Below are 13635 nucleotides of genomic sequence, written 5' to 3' on the forward strand. Positions count from 1 at the left end.
CCGTCGGCCGTCGTAGGGTGGGACCCGGACCCCTTCCCGAACCCTCCAGGAGCTCTTATGGCATCGGCACCCGATCTCAGCGGCAGGACGGGCCCCGCAGCCACGGGTGCGCCCCTGGGGGTCGACGGTCGCAGCACCCGCAGCATCGCGCGCGCCCCGGACGCCGGCCGCAGGGACATGCCGGACGCCATCCTCCCGTGAGCCGAACCGCGGTCCTCACCCCGAACGGGGCCCTCGCGGCGGGTCCGATGGCAGCGCTCCTCGCGAACCACGCCATCCCGGGGTGTGAGGTCACCGGTACGGGCACCAGCGGCCGCTCCCACATCAGGCTGCTGCCGACGCCGGGCGGCCCGCGCCGCATCGCGGTCACCATCCGGCCCGACGCCGTCGAGCTCACCGCGGACACGGACGACGACGCCGAGTTCGCGCACCTCACGCGCACCACGCGCCGCTGGCTGGACCTCGACACGGACACCACCGCCGTCGAGCGCGCGTTCGACGCCGACCCCCTCCTCGGCCCGCTGGTCCGCCGACGTCCCGGGCTGCGCGCCGTCGGCTACCCGGACGCCTTCGAGGCCGCCGTCATGACGGTCCTCGGCCAGCAGGTCTCGGTCGCTGCGGGCGGCACCTTCGGCGGCAGGCTCGCGGCGGCCTACGGGGAGCCGTCGGCGTCGGGCCTGACCCTGTTCCCGACAGCCCGGTCCATCGCCGCCGCACCGCACGAGGAGTTGCGCGCCGCGGTGGGCGTCACCCGCACGCGCGCCGCGACCGTCCAGAACGTGGCGCGCGCCGTCGTCGGCGGCCTGACGCTCGATCCCGACGCCGATCACGCGCTGCAGCGCAGGGAGCTGCTCGCCATCCCCGGGATCGGCCCCTGGTCCGCCGACTACCTCGCGGTGCGGGTCCTCCGCGATCCGGACGCGTTCACGCCCGGCGACCTCGTGGCACGCCGCGCACTGGGGAACCCGAGCATCCGCGACGCCGAGAGGCTGTCGGAGGCCTGGCGCCCCTACCGCGCGTACGCCCTGTTCCATCTCTGGACGGCCGCCACCTACAGCGGACCCTAGGAGTACTGGGCCGGGGCCTTCCGGTCGCTGCGCAGCGCGATCTCCAGTTCGAAGCGCACCTTCGGGTCCTTCAGGTCGTCGCCGAACAGCTCCCGCAGCTGCTGCACGCGGTAGCCGACCGTCTGCCCGTGGATGCCCAGCTCCTCGGCGATCGGCGCACGCTGCCCCCAGTGCCGCAGCCAGGCCAGCAGGGTCTCCTCGAGCTTGATGCGCTGGACGTCCGGCAGGACGGCCAGCGGGGCGAGCCTCCTGCGGGCCAGCTCCCCGACGGCCGAGGGTTCGGCTGCGAGAACCACCTCGGTCATGTGTTCGTCCGCCCAGACGGGCGGCTCCTCCGCGCCCTCGCGCGGTGGCAGCATGGAGGCCGCCAGCACGGCCAGCCGCAGCGACTGCGCCACCTGGTCGAGGCCTCCCGCGGGCCCGATGGCCGCGCTCCGCCCGGTGAGCACGCGGTTCAGCTCGGCCCGCTGCCACACCCCCCGTTCGGGCACCAGGGCGACGGCGTCGGTCTCGCGTTCGACGACGATCGCCCCCGTCCCGAGCCGCTGCCGGATCCCCCGGGCACGATCCAGCGGCAGCGTCACCACGGCCACCTGCGCGGGAACGGCCCAGTCCGCGAGGGACGCCGCCTGCCGGAGCGCGGTCTCGTCCGCCTGCCCGAGCAGCAGCAGCTCCAGCAGTTCGGCCCGGCGTCGGTCCACGGCCCCCGCCCGCTCCGACTGCTCGAAGGCGTAGGCCTCCGCGCTCACGGCGGAGAGTTCGTCGATGTACGCCATGATCGATTCCCCGAGGTCCACCACCACGGCGGGGCCGAGGCCCTCCTCCATGGAGCGGCGCGACATCTCCCGGAACGTGACGCGGGCGCCCATCCGGTAGGCGCCGAGCAACGAATCCATGCTGCGACCCTGCCGGAACTCGCCGCGGCCCAGACCCGCCACCAGCTGACGGCTCTGATCGGACAGCGCGGGCAGCCCGGTGCCCGGCAGTTCGAGGAACCGCTCGAGCGCCGCGGCCACGCCCCTGCGCAGGCCGCGACCGAAGTTCCCCTCGATGGGCCGGGCATACGCCGGGACCAGCTGCGGGACCGCCTGGATGATGGCCTCGACGAGGTCCGGCGTGAGAGGCCTCAGGCGGTCACTGACCTCCGGCGGGAGACCGAGCCAGGGCGGCGCCGGAGGAGCGGTCTCCAGCGTGTCAGAACTCAAGGAACAACTCCGATCTGTTTCGTCAAGACAATTCTTCTCCCTCAACTCTATGCCACGAGTGCAGAGGTTTAGCGGGCGAGGCTATATTGTTGGTTCAATGATCCGGTTTCGTAAGTTGGCGCGGGCAACGGCCGCGCTGACCACCCCCCTCACGGCTGAAGACTTCCTGGCGCTCTTCAACCCCGTCTACTCCTCGCGCCAGCTCCGTGGCATCGTGACGCGTGTGGAGCACGAGACCGAGGACTCCGCCACCATCTACTTCCGCCCCGGGCACGGCTGGCATGCGCACCAGGCCGGCCAGTGGGCGCGCATCGGCGTCGAGCTGAACGGGGTGCGCCAGTGGCGCTCCTACTCCCTGAGCAACGCCGCGGGCCATGATCCCGCCATCACCGTCACGGACGCGGGCTCGGTGTCCCACGTCCTGGTGCGCGACACCAAGCCGGGCGACGTCCTGTTCCTGGCCCCGCCGCAGGGCGACTTCGTCCTCCCCGAGCACCCCCGCTCCCTGCTCATGCTCACGGCGGGCAGCGGCATCACGCCGGTCATGTCGATGATCCGGACGCTCGTCCCGCGCCGGCCGGACGCCAACGTGGTGCTCATCAACTCCAACAGCACCCCGGAGAAGAGCCTGTTCCGCGAGGAGCTGGACGAGCTGGCGGACCAGTTCCCGAACCTCACGGTCCGGCACTGGTTCACCAGCGCCCGCGGCCGACTGCAGTTCACCGCCCAGACCATCGCCGACCTCTGCCCGGACTGGCGTACCCGGGCGGCCTATGCCTGCGGGCCCGAAGGGTTCCTCGACGATGCCGAGGAGCTCTGGGAGCGGGAGGCGGCCCTCGAGCAGTCCCGGACCGTCCCGGACGTCACCACCGGAGCCGAGACACAGGGCGTGCGGACCGGCACGCTGACGATCGAGCGGTTCAGCACCGACCTCACGGCCGGCGACGGGCACGACGGCGGCCTCGTCACCTTCGAGCAGTCCGACCGCGAGGTGCAGGCCGACGGCGACACCCCGCTGCTGGACATCGGCGAGGATGCCGGCGTCCTCATGCCGAGCGGCTGCCGGATGGGCATCTGCCACAGCTGCCTCATCCCGCTCCGTGCCGGCCAGGTGCGCGACCTGCGCTCCGGTGAACTGCACAACACCCCCGGCCAGCTCATCCAGACCTGCGTCTCGGCAGCCGCCGGGCCCGTGAACCTCGACCTGTAACCCCCAACGGAGGAGTCCTCATGACCACCACAGCGACCCGCCCGGGCGCCCTCGCGGCGTCCGGCCACCCCCTGGTCCGCCCCGATGCCGCCAAGCACCTGACCGATGAGCAGGTCGAGGAGCTCGGCCGCGAACTCGACGCCGTCCGCGACGAGGTCCTCGCCAAGCGCGGGGCCACCGACGCGGCCTACATCCGCCGCGTCATCAAGCTCCAGCGATCCCTCGAGTTCGCCGGCCGCGGCACCCTCCTGTTCGCCAAGTACAAGCCCGCCTTCTTCGCCGGCACGGCCATGCTGAGCCTCGCCAAGATCATGGAGAACATGGAGATCGGGCACAACGTGCTGCACGGCCAGTGGGACTGGATGCGCGATCCGGACATCCACTCCACCACCTGGGAGTGGGACTTCGTCACCCCGGCGCGCTCCTGGCAGCACACCCACAATGACCTGCACCACCGCTGGACCAACGTCATCGGCAAGGACAGGGACATCGGATACAACCTCCTCCGCATGGACCCGGACCAGCCGTGGAAGCCGTTCAACCTGGGCAACCCGCTGTACAACGCCATCCTGGCGCCGGTCTTCGAGTGGGGCATCGCCCTGTACGACCTCGAGATCCCGGAGTACAAGGAAGGGCTCAAGTCCAAGGAGGACATGAACCGGGACCTGAAGGCCGTGGGCGTCAAGGTGGTCAAGCAGTTCTCCAAGGACTACGCCGCCACCCCCGCCGTCGCCATGCTGACCGGTTCCGGCAAGCAGGCCCTCTACGGGACGCTCGCCGCCAATGCCATCCGCAACTTCTGGGCGCACGCCGTCATCTTCTGCGGCCACTTCCCCGACGGCACGGACACGTTCACGGAGGAGGAGGTGGACGGCGAGACCCGCGGCGACTGGTACGTCCGCCAGATGATCGGCTCGGCGAACATCTCCGGCTCGAAGCTCATGCACTTCATGACGGGCAACCTCTCCCACCAGATCGAGCACCACTGCTTCCCCGACCTGCCGTCCAACCGGTACGCCGAGGTGGCCGTGAAGGTCCGCGAGATCTGCAATCGCTACGGGCTGCCCTACACCACGGGTCCGCTGCCCAAGCAGGTCGGTTCCACGTGGGCGAAGATCTTCAAGCTCGCCCTGCCGCCGCGCAAGGCGAAGGCAGCAACGGCGTAGCGCGCACGAGGCACACAAGCGCCGTCGCCCCTTGCGGGGCGGCGGCGCTTTCGCGTGTCGTCTGCAACTCGGGTCAGACCGCGGCGTCCTCCTCCGCGAGGAGGGCGTCCACCTGCCCGAGGGCGCCCTTCAGCCCCTCCTCCATGCCCATCTCCACCATCTGGTCAAGCTGCTCGAGCGACTCGAACCCCGTGACCAGCGTCATGCGCGTGCGGCCACCGAGGTCCTCGAGCGTGACGACGGCGTGGGTCCGGCCGAGCTCGTCCATGGGCTCGCGCTGCTCGTTCGCGAAGCCGTCGTCGAACGTGAGGCGCGTGGGTGCGGCGATGCCGGTGATGATCCACCAGCCGTGTGCCTTTTCGCCGTCCGGCCCCGTCATGAAGTACTCCGCGCGACCGCCGACCGCGAAGTCGTAGGTGTCGAACGTCGCGGGCCATGTGGGCGGACCCCACCACCGCTCGAGTTGCCGGGGGTCCTCCCAGATGCGCCAGACCCGCTTCACGTCCGCGTCGAACTCGGCGACGAGCCGGAAGTTGAGTTCCTGCGTGTCCTTCTCTGCGCTGATGACCGTCATGATGCTGCCTTCCTAGGTTCGATCCTCGTCTTCGGCGAGGATGTCCTCGATCCTGCTCACGCGCTGCCGCCAGATCCTCTCGTACTCGTCGAGCAGGCGCCGCGCCTCCTGCACGCCGTCGAGCTCTCCGCGCACGATCTGCTCCCGTCCGCGCTTCTCCTTGGAGACGAGTGAGGCCCTCTCGAGCACCGCCACGTGCTTCTGTACTGCCGCGAAGCTCATGTCGTACTGCTCGGCCAAACCGGATACCGAATACTCGGCCACCAGGACGCGCGCCACGATGTCCCTCCGTGTCGCGTCGGCGAGTGCCTGGAACAGGCGGTCCACCGCGTCCTGCCTCGACGTTTCTACAACCATGTGGTTGTACGTTAGTCGCTGGAACCGGTCCGGTCAAGGGTTGCGGACCCGCTGCTGCCGTCGCCGACGTGACACCCGTTATGGCGGGCACCCGGGGAGCCTGCAAGACTGACCGGATGACCCGCGGAATTTATGTGAGCGCCATGACCAACGGCTCCGGCAAGTCCCTGATCTCCCTGGGCCTCGCCGACATGCTGCACCGGCACGCCGACCGCGTGGGCTTCTTCCGGCCCATCGTCGAGGGAGGCGATCCCACCGCGGATCCCATGGTCCGCCTCATGCAGCGCTCGTTCGACCTCCCCGAGAGCCGCGCCCGCGGCGGCCTCACCCGCGCCGAGGCCCGTGCCCTGCTCGTGACCGGGGACCGCGCGGAGATCGACGCCCGCTGCGTGGCCATCTACAGCGAGATCGCCGCCGAGTGCGACGTCGTCATCGTCGAGGGCACCGATCTCTCCGGGAACGACGCCGCCGTGGAGTTCGACCTCAACGCGCGCCTGGCCAACAATCTCGGCGCCATGGTCCTCGCGGTGGTCAGCGCCAAGGACATGTCCGTCGAGGAGGCGGCCGACGCCGTCGACGTCGCGCGCCGTGAACTCGACGCCGCCAAGGTGTCCCTCCTCGCGATGATGGTCAACCGCGCAGCCGACGACGCCGTCACCGCGATCAGCGAGCAGGTCCGCCCCGGCCGCTCGGGCCGGCCCGTCTACGTGGTCCCGGAACTGGCCGAGATCTCCCAGCCCACCGTCTCCGAGGTGGCCACGGACCTCGGCGCCCGCCAGATCGCCGGGAACTCGAACCTCGAGCGGGACGTCACGAGCGTCCGCGTCGCCGCGATGAACGTCGGCAACTTCCTGCACCTGCTCACGGACGGCGCCCTCGTGATCGTGCCGGGGGACCGCGCGGACGTCCTCGTGGCGACCCTGGCGTCCTCGTTCTCGCCCGAGTTCCCGGTGCCGTCGGCCCTGTTCCTGACCGGCGGTCTCGCCCCCGATCCGAACATCCTGGCCCTCCTCGCGCAGGCGCCGTTCCCCGTCTTCGCGCTCGACGACGACACCTACACCGTGGCGCGCCACGTCAGCGAGGTGCGCGGCGAGATCGCGAGCGGACTGCGCCGCAAGGCCGCGTCCGCGCTGGGTGCCTGGTCCCGGCAGGTGGACGAGAACGAACTGCTGGAACGCCTCGAACTGCCCCGCCCCGTCAGCATGACGCCGCTGCGCTTCCTGCACGAACTGATCCAGCGCGCCAGGGCGGAGCGCAAGCGCATCGTCCTCCCCGAGGGCGAGGACCTGCGCGTCCTGAAGGCCGCCGAGATCCTGCACCGCCGGGACGTCTGCGACCTCACGATCCTCGGGCCCGAGGCGCAGGTCCGGGAGCTCGCCGCCGGCCAGGGCATCGACCTCAGCGGCCTCACGCTCATCGACCCTGCGACGTCGGACCTGCGGGAGGAGTTCGCGGCCGAGTACGTGCGTCTCCGCGCCCACAAGAACGTCTCGATGAAGGAAGCCCGCGAGCGCATGCTCGAAGGCGCATACTTCGGGACGATGATGGTGCAGCTCGGCAGGGTGGACGGCATGGTGTCCGGGGCGGCGCACACCACGGCGAACACCATCCGGCCGGCACTCGAGTTCGTGAAGACCAAGGACGGCGTGAAGATCGTCTCCTCGGTATTCCTGATGCTGCTGCAGGACCGCGTGCTGGTGTACGGCGACTGCGCGGTCAACCCGGAGCCCAACGAGGAGCAGCTCGCGGACATCGCCGTGGCCTCGGCGGAGACGGCCGAGCAGTTCGGTGTGGAGCCCCGCATCGCGATGCTCTCCTACTCGACGGGCGAGTCGGGCTCCGGCGGTGCGGTGGACGAGGTCCGGCGCGCCACGGAACTCGTCCGCACGCAGCGCCCCGACCTCGCCGTCGAGGGGCCCATCCAGTACGACGCCGCCGTCGACGCCTCGGTCGCGGCCTCCAAGCTCCCCGAATCCTCCGTGGCCGGCCAGGCCACGGTGTTCATCTTCCCGGACCTGAACACGGGCAACAACACCTACAAGGCCGTCCAGCAGTCGGCCGGCGCCGTCGCCGTCGGGCCGGTCCTGCAGGGCCTGCGCAAGCCGGTCAACGATCTCTCCCGCGGCTGCACCGTGGAGGACATCGTCAACACCGTGGCCATCACCGCGGTGCAGGCCCAGCAGCCCGCCGCCTCCTGACCCCGTCCGCCTGCACCCCTTCCGCCTGCACCCCACAGAACAGGACCCCATGATCATCCTCGTCATCAACTCCGGCTCGTCCTCGCTCAAGTACCAGGTCCGGGAGGGCGAGGACGTCCTCGCGGAAGGCCTCGTCGAGCGGATCGGCGAGGCCGAGGTCCCCGACCACGCGGCGGCGCTCGACCGCGTGGACGGGGAGGTGTCCGCGGCCCTCGGCGACCGCGGGATCGACGCCGTCGGGCACCGCGTGGTCCACGGCGGCGAGCGTTTCAGCGAGCCGGTGCTCATCGACAACGAGATCACCCGGGCCATCGAGCGGCTCAACCCGCTGGCTCCCCTGCACAATCCCGCAGCCGTCACCGGCATCCGCGCCATCACCCACAAGTGGCCGGACATGCCGCAGGTCGCGGTGTTCGACACCGCCTTCCACCGCACGCTCCCGGAGCACGCCTGGCGCTACGCGGTCCCGGACGAGCTGTACCGGAGGTTCGGCATCCGGCGGTACGGCTTCCACGGCACCTCGCACGCCTTCGTGGCGCGCGGTGCCGCGGAGCTGCTCGGCACGGACACGTTCACGGGCGTGATCGCACACCTCGGCAACGGCGCCTCCGTCACCGCCGTGCGCGACAGCGAGAGCGTCGACACGTCGATGGGCTTCACCCCCCTCGAGGGTCTGGTGATGGGGACGCGGTCGGGCGACATCGACCCGTCCATCCTGCTGTTCCTCCTGCGCGAGGGATACACCGAACAGGACCTCGACACCCTCCTGAACCGCGACAGCGGGCTCAAGGGCCTCGCGGGCACGAACGACATGCGCTCCGTGGCGGAGGCCGCGGACGCCGGCGACCACCGGGCCAGGGTGGCGATCGAGGTGGCCTCCTACCGGCTCGCGAAGTACGTGGGCGGATACCACGTGGCCGTCGGCGGGGCGCAGGCACTCGTGTTCACCGCGGGCATCGGCGAGAACGCGTCCGCGTTCCGCGCCGCCGTCGTCGCCCGGCTGGGTGCCCTCGGACTGGAACTCGACGAGGAGAAGAACGGCGAGCGCAGCAGGGACGCGCGCATCATCAGCACCGAGGCGTCGGCGTTCCCCGTGCTCGTGGTGCCGACCGACGAGGAGGCGGCGATCGCGGAGGCGACGGCCGCCGTCGTCAGCGGGTCCTAGAAGCGGTCCGCCGCTCCGGCAGACTGGAGCCATGACGACCCTGCGCATCACCTTCCTGTTCGTGCTGGCCGCCCTCGCGGAGATCGGCGGGGCGTGGCTCGTCTGGCAGGCGGTGCGCGAGGGCAGGCCGTGGTGGTGGGCCGGACTCGGCGTCATGGCGCTCGGCGCCTACGGCTTCGTGGCGACCCTGCAGCCGGACGCGAACTTCGGGCGGGTCCTCGCCGCGTACGGCGGTGTGTTCGTGGCCGGGTCGCTCACGTGGGGCATGCTCGTGGACGGCTTCCGGCCCGACCGGTGGGACGTCCTCGGCTCGGCGGTGTGCCTGGTCGGCGTGGCGCTGATCATGTTCATGCCGCGCCCGACGCCCTAGCCGGCAGCGATCCGAGCACCAGCGGGACGAAGGTTGCCGTCCCCTCGGTCCAGCCGACCGCACGGACCGCCCGCCCATGGACCCTGAACGCGCCTACGCGGCCCCCAGCAGCCGCGCCAGGCCCGCGGCGAGCGCCCCGACCGCGACCACCACGAGGAACGGCGCGCGCAGCCAGAGCGTGACGGCGGCCGCCACCAGCGCCACGACCCGCGCGTCGACGACGAGCGCCTGACCGGATGCGAAGGTGTTCGTCGCCGTCAGGGCGGCGAGCAGGCCGATCGTCAGCGATCCCGCGACCCGCAGCATCCGCGGGTTGTCGAGCAGCCGCGCGGGCACGAGGAAGCCGAGGAACTTCGTGGCGATCGACACCGCGCACGCGAGCAGGACCCAGCCCCAGAGGCTCATCGAGTGCCTCCGGCAGGGCTGGAGGGGTAGGGCTCGACGTCGGGCTCGAGGCCCTCCGTCGCCGGCCCGAGGCCCGAAAGACCGAGGACGGCCGCCACGACGGCCGCGAGCAGGATCGGCACGCCCGGCGGCACGAGGGGCACGGCGATGAGCGTGACGACGGCACAGACGACGGCGATCGCCGCGGGCTCGCGCGAGCGGATGCGCGGCCAGAGCAGACCGAGGAACGCGGCGACGGCAGCGCCGTCGAGCCCCCACCGGGCCGGGTCGCCCATCGCGTTCCCTGCGAGCGCCCCGACGAGCGTGAAGAGGTTCCACAGGACGAAGACGCCGATCCCGGCGGCCCAGAACCCGCGGCGCTGCTCGTCCGGATCGGTCTGGCCCGTCGCCGTGGCCACCGACTCGTCGATCGTGAGGTGCGCGGCCGGCAGTTTCCGCCAGCGGGACGGCCGGAGCAGCACGTTGACCTGCATGCCGTAGACGCCGTTGCGGATCCCCAGGAGCGCCGCGGCGGACATCGCGGAGACGCCACTCCCTCCCCCGGCGATGACGCCGATGAACGCGAACTGCGAACCACCGCTGAACAGCAGGAGGCTGAGCGCCATCGTCTGGAGCAGGGTCAGCCCGGCAGCCACGGAGAGGGCACCGAAGGACAGCCCGTACAGACCGGTCGCGATCGCGACGGACAGGGCCACGCGGACGGCCGGAGATCGAAGAAGCACCACCCGACAAGGCTAGGCGACGGCGAGCTTCGACTTCCCATTCGCGGCGAAGGGGTGAATAGTGGGAAAGGAAAGCCTACTTACTACCCGGAGGAGCACCACATGAAGGCAGTGACATGGCAGGGCAAGCGCAACGTCAGCGTGGAGAACGTACCCGACCCCACGATCCAGGAACCCACGGACGCCATCGTCCGCATCACCTCGACCGCCATCTGCGGCTCGGACCTGCACCTGTACGAGGTCCTCGGCCCCTACATGCACAAGGGTGACATCCTCGGCCACGAGCCGATGGGCATCGTCGAGGAGGTCGGTGCCGGTATCACCAACCTCAAGGTCGGCGACCGCGTCGTCATCCCGTTCAACATCTCCTGCGGCTACTGCTTCATGTGCACGCGCGGCCTGCAGTCGCAGTGCGAGACCACCCAGGTGCACGCGAAGGGCTCGGGCGCTTCCCTGTTCGGCTTCTCCGAGCTGTACGGCTCCGTCCCCGGCGGCCAGGCGGAGTTCCTGCGCGTCCCCTTCGCCGACTACGGTGCGGTCAAGGTCGGCTTCGAGCTGCCCGATGAGCGCTACCTCTACCTCTCGGACATCCTGCCCACCGCCTGGCAGGGCGTGCAGTACGCGGACGTACCCAAGGACGGCGTCCTCACGGTGTACGGCCTCGGCCCGGTCGGACAGTTCGCCGCACGCATCGGCAGGCACCTGGGCCACCGCGTGATCGCCGTCGAGCCGGTCCCCGAACGCCGTGAGATGGCCAAGCGCCACGGCATCGAGACCATCGACTTCACGAAGGACACCGCGGAGGAACTGCGCAGCATGACGGACGGGCGCGGCCCGGACGCGATCGTCGACGCCGTCGGCATGGAGGCCCACGGGTCACCCGTGGGCGCCTTCGCGCAGAACGCCGTGGGCATCCTGCCGGACAAGCTGGCGCAGAAGGTCATGGAGACCGGCGGCAGCGACCGCACGAGCGTCCTGCACTCGGCGATGGACGCCGTCCGCCGCGGCGGGACCGTGTCCCTCAGCGGCGTCTACGGCGGCACGGCCACCCCCATGCCGCTGCTGACCATGTTCGACAAGCAGGTCCAGTTCCGCATGGGCCAGTGCAACGTGCGCCGCTGGACGGACGAGCTCCTCCCGATCGTCGAGGATCCCTCGGACCCGCTGGGCGTCACGGACCTCATGACCCATGAGGTCTCGATCGACGAGGCGCCGGCCGCCTACAAGAACTTCCAGAAGAAGACGGACGGCACGATCAAGGTGGTCCTGAAGCCGCAGGGCGTCACGCTCTAGCAGCGGCGACAGGACGACGGCGGGAGCCGGGCCGGGTGGCCTGGCTCCCGCCGTCGCTGTCTACTGCAGCTGGTCCCGGGCCATCGCCTCGTAGGGCCCGGCCTTCCCGTCCGCCATCTGCAACGCGTCCGCGGCGCGGACCAGGGCGAGGTGCGAGAACGCCTGCGGGAAGTTGCCCGCCATGCGTCCGCCGACGGGGTCGTACTCCTCGGCCAGCAGGCCGAGTTCGTTCGAGTAGCCCACGAGCTGATCCATGAGCCGTACGGCGTCGTCGGACCTGCCGCCGTGCGCGTACTGCTCCACGAGCCAGAAGGAGCACGCGAGGAACGGGTGCTCCCCGGGCTCGAGGCCGTCGTCCGAGTTGCCGGTGCGGTAGCGCAGCAGCAGCCCGTGGGCGTCCAGGAGATCCTGTTCGATCCGCTCCACGGTGCCCAGCATCAGCGGATCGTCGAAGTCGAGGAAGCCGACCTGCGGCAGCTGGAGCAGGGAGGCATCCACCTCGGTCCCGCCGTACACCTGGGTGAACGAACCCAGGTCGGGGTTGAAGCCGTGTTCCAGGATCTCCTCCCGCAGGCCGTCCCGGATCTCCGTCCAGCGCTGCTGCGGCCCGGGCAGTCCGTGATCCCGCACCGCGCGGACCGCGCAGTCGAAGGCCGCCCACATCATCACGCGTGAATGGGTGAAGTGCTGGGGGTCCCCGCGCATCTCCCAGATCCCGTGGTCCCGGTCATGGAGGTGCTTCTCCGCGAACCCCAGGAGGGCCCGCTGGAGCGGCCACGAGAAACTGTCCTCGGTGACGCCGTGGATGCGCAGCTTCTCGAGCGCCACCATTACCTCGCCCACGACGTCGGCCTGGTACTGGTCGACGGCGCCGTTGCCCACGCGCACGGGCGTCGAGCCGGCGTAGCCGGGCAGGTGCCCGAGCTCACGTTCGGGCAGGTGCCGTTCCCCGGCCAGCCCGTACATGATCTGCAGGTCCTCGGGATCGCCGGCGACCGCCCGCAGCAGCCAGTTGCGCCACTCCAGCGCCTCCTCGGAGAAGCCGTGCGTCATCATGGCCTCGAGCGTCAGGGCGGCGTCGCGGAGCCAGCAGAAGCGGTAGTCCCAGTTGCGGGAGCCGCCGAACTGCTCGGGCAGCGACGTCGTGGGGGCGGCGACGATCCCGCCCGTGTCCTCGTGCGTCAGGGCGCGCAGGACGAGCAGGGAGCGCCGGACGGCGTCGGAGTAGTCGCCCTCGATCCGGCAGCTGGCGCCCCATGCCCGCCAGTAGCTGATGGCGCCGTCGAGCGCCTCGTCGACGTCGAGCGCATCCGGCTTCTCACGGTGCGAGGGATACCACACGAGTTCCAGGTCGACGACGTCGCCTTCGGCCACCACGAACGTCCCCTCGTGGCGATGGTCCGTCGCCTTCAGACGCGGCCCCCGCAGGAGCAGCGCATCGGGTCCGGCGATGGCGAGGAGTACCGGACCGCCGTCGTGTGTGCCCTGCGTGACCCACGGCGTGATGTCGCCGTAGCCGAAACGTATCTCCAGCTCCTGCCGCATGGTGACGGCGCCCCGGAGCCCCTGGACGCGCCGCACCACGTTGGCGCGACGGTCCGTCACCGGCATGAAGTCGGTGACCAGCACCTCACCCTCGCTGGTCCTCCAGCGGGTCTGGAGCACGAAGGTGGAGTCGATGTAGCTCCGCTCCACCACGTCGGCGTCCGACGACGGCTCCACGAGCCAGCGGCCGTGCTCCGGCGTACCGAGCATCGCGGCGAAGACCGACTCGGAGTCGAACCGGGGGAAGCTGAGCCAGTCGACGCTGCCGCTCCGGGAGACGAGCGCACCGGTGTGCAGGTCGGACAGGAGCGCGTAGTCCTCGATCGGGGATTGCATCCTGCAACTCAACCACATGCTC

General features: G+C 70.6%; 14 protein-coding genes. 8 read left to right on the plus strand and 6 right to left on the minus strand.

The window, feature by feature from the left end; all coding sequences use genetic code 11:
* The first annotated feature begins 57 nt into the window (after positions 1-57).
* The gene (locus tag CXQ92_RS18135) at positions 58-201 is read left to right on the plus strand and encodes a hypothetical protein (protein ID WP_181033609.1); all 144 of its coding nucleotides are present in this window, start codon (positions 58-60) and stop codon (positions 199-201) included.
* Positions 198-1067 carry an AlkA N-terminal domain-containing protein gene (locus tag CXQ92_RS08975; protein WP_258069833.1) on the plus strand — a complete coding sequence of 290 codons (870 nt, stop codon included), beginning with the start codon at positions 198-200 and terminating at the stop codon, positions 1065-1067. Before CXQ92_RS18135 ends, CXQ92_RS08975 begins: the two co-directional genes overlap by 4 nt.
* On the opposite strand, the gene CXQ92_RS08980 is transcribed toward CXQ92_RS08975, so the two are convergent.
* Positions 1064-2272 carry a CdaR family transcriptional regulator gene (locus tag CXQ92_RS08980; RefSeq protein WP_104167360.1) on the minus strand — a complete coding sequence of 403 codons (1209 nt, stop codon included), beginning with the start codon at positions 2270-2272 and terminating at the stop codon, positions 1064-1066. The genes CXQ92_RS08975 and CXQ92_RS08980 overlap by 4 nt on opposite strands.
* Before the next feature lie 97 nt (positions 2273-2369).
* On the opposite strand from CXQ92_RS08980, the gene CXQ92_RS08985 reads away from it, so the two are divergent.
* Positions 2370-3482 carry a ferredoxin reductase gene (locus CXQ92_RS08985; protein WP_104167362.1) on the plus strand — a complete coding sequence of 371 codons (1113 nt, stop codon included), beginning with the start codon at positions 2370-2372 and terminating at the stop codon, positions 3480-3482.
* 20 nt (positions 3483-3502) lie between these two features.
* Complete coding sequence (locus tag CXQ92_RS08990) at positions 3503-4648, plus strand: acyl-CoA desaturase (RefSeq protein WP_104167363.1); 1146 nt, start codon at positions 3503-3505, stop codon at positions 4646-4648.
* A 73-nt stretch (positions 4649-4721) separates the two neighbouring features.
* Here the strand turns inward: CXQ92_RS08990 and CXQ92_RS08995 are convergent, their stop codons facing one another.
* Together CXQ92_RS08995 and CXQ92_RS09000 are read right to left on the minus strand one after the other, a co-directional pair.
* Positions 4722-5222 (minus strand): SRPBCC domain-containing protein, encoded by a 501-nt coding sequence (locus CXQ92_RS08995; RefSeq protein WP_104167365.1) that lies wholly within the window; start codon positions 5220-5222, stop codon positions 4722-4724.
* Positions 5223-5234: 12 nt separating this feature from the next.
* Positions 5235-5579 (minus strand): helix-turn-helix transcriptional regulator, encoded by a 345-nt coding sequence (locus CXQ92_RS09000; protein WP_104167367.1) that lies wholly within the window; start codon positions 5577-5579, stop codon positions 5235-5237.
* A 116-nt stretch (positions 5580-5695) separates the two neighbouring features.
* Between CXQ92_RS09000 and pta the strand changes: the two genes are divergently transcribed.
* Genes pta through CXQ92_RS09015 form a run of 3 tightly spaced genes read left to right on the plus strand, consistent with a single transcriptional unit; the run spans position 5696 to position 9312 of the window.
* A complete protein-coding gene (gene pta, locus CXQ92_RS09005) occupies positions 5696-7777 on the plus strand; it encodes a phosphate acetyltransferase (RefSeq protein WP_104167369.1) in 2082 nt (693 codons plus the stop codon).
* 49 nt (positions 7778-7826) lie between these two features.
* Complete coding sequence (locus tag CXQ92_RS09010) at positions 7827-8942, plus strand: acetate/propionate family kinase (protein ID WP_104167371.1); 1116 nt, start codon at positions 7827-7829, stop codon at positions 8940-8942.
* Between the two features lie 31 nt (positions 8943-8973).
* On the plus strand, positions 8974-9312 hold the full coding sequence (locus CXQ92_RS09015) for a YnfA family protein (protein ID WP_104167373.1): 339 nt from the start codon (positions 8974-8976) through the stop codon (positions 9310-9312).
* Between the two features lie 93 nt (positions 9313-9405).
* Here CXQ92_RS09015 and CXQ92_RS09020 read toward each other — a convergent pair whose 3' ends face one another.
* Entirely contained in the window at positions 9406-9717 is a 312-nt protein-coding gene (locus CXQ92_RS09020; RefSeq protein ID WP_104167375.1) for an AzlD domain-containing protein, read from the minus strand.
* Positions 9714-10442, minus strand: coding sequence for an AzlC family ABC transporter permease (locus CXQ92_RS09025; protein WP_104167376.1), 729 nt, complete (start codon positions 10440-10442; stop codon positions 9714-9716). Before CXQ92_RS09025 ends, CXQ92_RS09020 begins: the two co-directional genes overlap by 4 nt.
* A gap of 99 nt (positions 10443-10541) precedes the next feature.
* Between CXQ92_RS09025 and CXQ92_RS09030 the strand changes: the two genes are divergently transcribed.
* Entirely contained in the window at positions 10542-11732 is a 1191-nt protein-coding gene (locus CXQ92_RS09030; protein ID WP_104167378.1) for a zinc-dependent alcohol dehydrogenase, read from the plus strand.
* A 60-nt stretch (positions 11733-11792) separates the two neighbouring features.
* Here the strand turns inward: CXQ92_RS09030 and CXQ92_RS09035 are convergent, their stop codons facing one another.
* The gene (locus CXQ92_RS09035) at positions 11793-13631 is read right to left on the minus strand and encodes a glycoside hydrolase family 15 protein (protein WP_219815701.1); all 1839 of its coding nucleotides are present in this window, start codon (positions 13629-13631) and stop codon (positions 11793-11795) included.
* Between the last annotated feature and the right edge of the window lie 4 nt (positions 13632-13635).

Origin of the sequence: Arthrobacter sp. SX1312 (genome assembly GCF_002929295.1) — a bacterium.
Taxonomy (GTDB): Bacteria; Actinomycetota; Actinomycetes; order Actinomycetales; family Micrococcaceae; genus Arthrobacter_D.

Excerpts from the sequence above, each read along its gene's own strand:
- CXQ92_RS18135 (WP_181033609.1), top strand. The coding sequence starts at position 58 with ATGGCATCGGCACCCGATCTCAGCGGCAGGACGGGCCCCGCAGCCACG.
- CXQ92_RS08985 (WP_104167362.1), top strand. The coding sequence starts at position 2,370 with ATGATCCGGTTTCGTAAGTTGGCGCGGGCAACGGCCGCGCTGACCACC.
- CXQ92_RS08990 (WP_104167363.1), top strand. The coding sequence starts at position 3,503 with ATGACCACCACAGCGACCCGCCCGGGCGCCCTCGCGGCGTCCGGCCAC.
- CXQ92_RS08995 (WP_104167365.1), bottom strand. The coding sequence starts at position 5,222 with ATGACGGTCATCAGCGCAGAGAAGGACACGCAGGAACTCAACTTCCGG.
- CXQ92_RS09000 (WP_104167367.1), bottom strand. The coding sequence starts at position 5,579 with ATGGTTGTAGAAACGTCGAGGCAGGACGCGGTGGACCGCCTGTTCCAG.
- pta (WP_104167369.1), top strand. The coding sequence starts at position 5,696 with ATGACCCGCGGAATTTATGTGAGCGCCATGACCAACGGCTCCGGCAAG.
- CXQ92_RS09010 (WP_104167371.1), top strand. The coding sequence starts at position 7,827 with ATGATCATCCTCGTCATCAACTCCGGCTCGTCCTCGCTCAAGTACCAG.
- CXQ92_RS09015 (WP_104167373.1), top strand. The coding sequence starts at position 8,974 with ATGACGACCCTGCGCATCACCTTCCTGTTCGTGCTGGCCGCCCTCGCG.
- CXQ92_RS09020 (WP_104167375.1), bottom strand. The coding sequence starts at position 9,717 with ATGAGCCTCTGGGGCTGGGTCCTGCTCGCGTGCGCGGTGTCGATCGCC.
- CXQ92_RS09030 (WP_104167378.1), top strand. The coding sequence starts at position 10,542 with ATGAAGGCAGTGACATGGCAGGGCAAGCGCAACGTCAGCGTGGAGAAC.
- CXQ92_RS09035 (WP_219815701.1), bottom strand. The coding sequence starts at position 13,631 with ATGTGGTTGAGTTGCAGGATGCAATCCCCGATCGAGGACTACGCGCTC.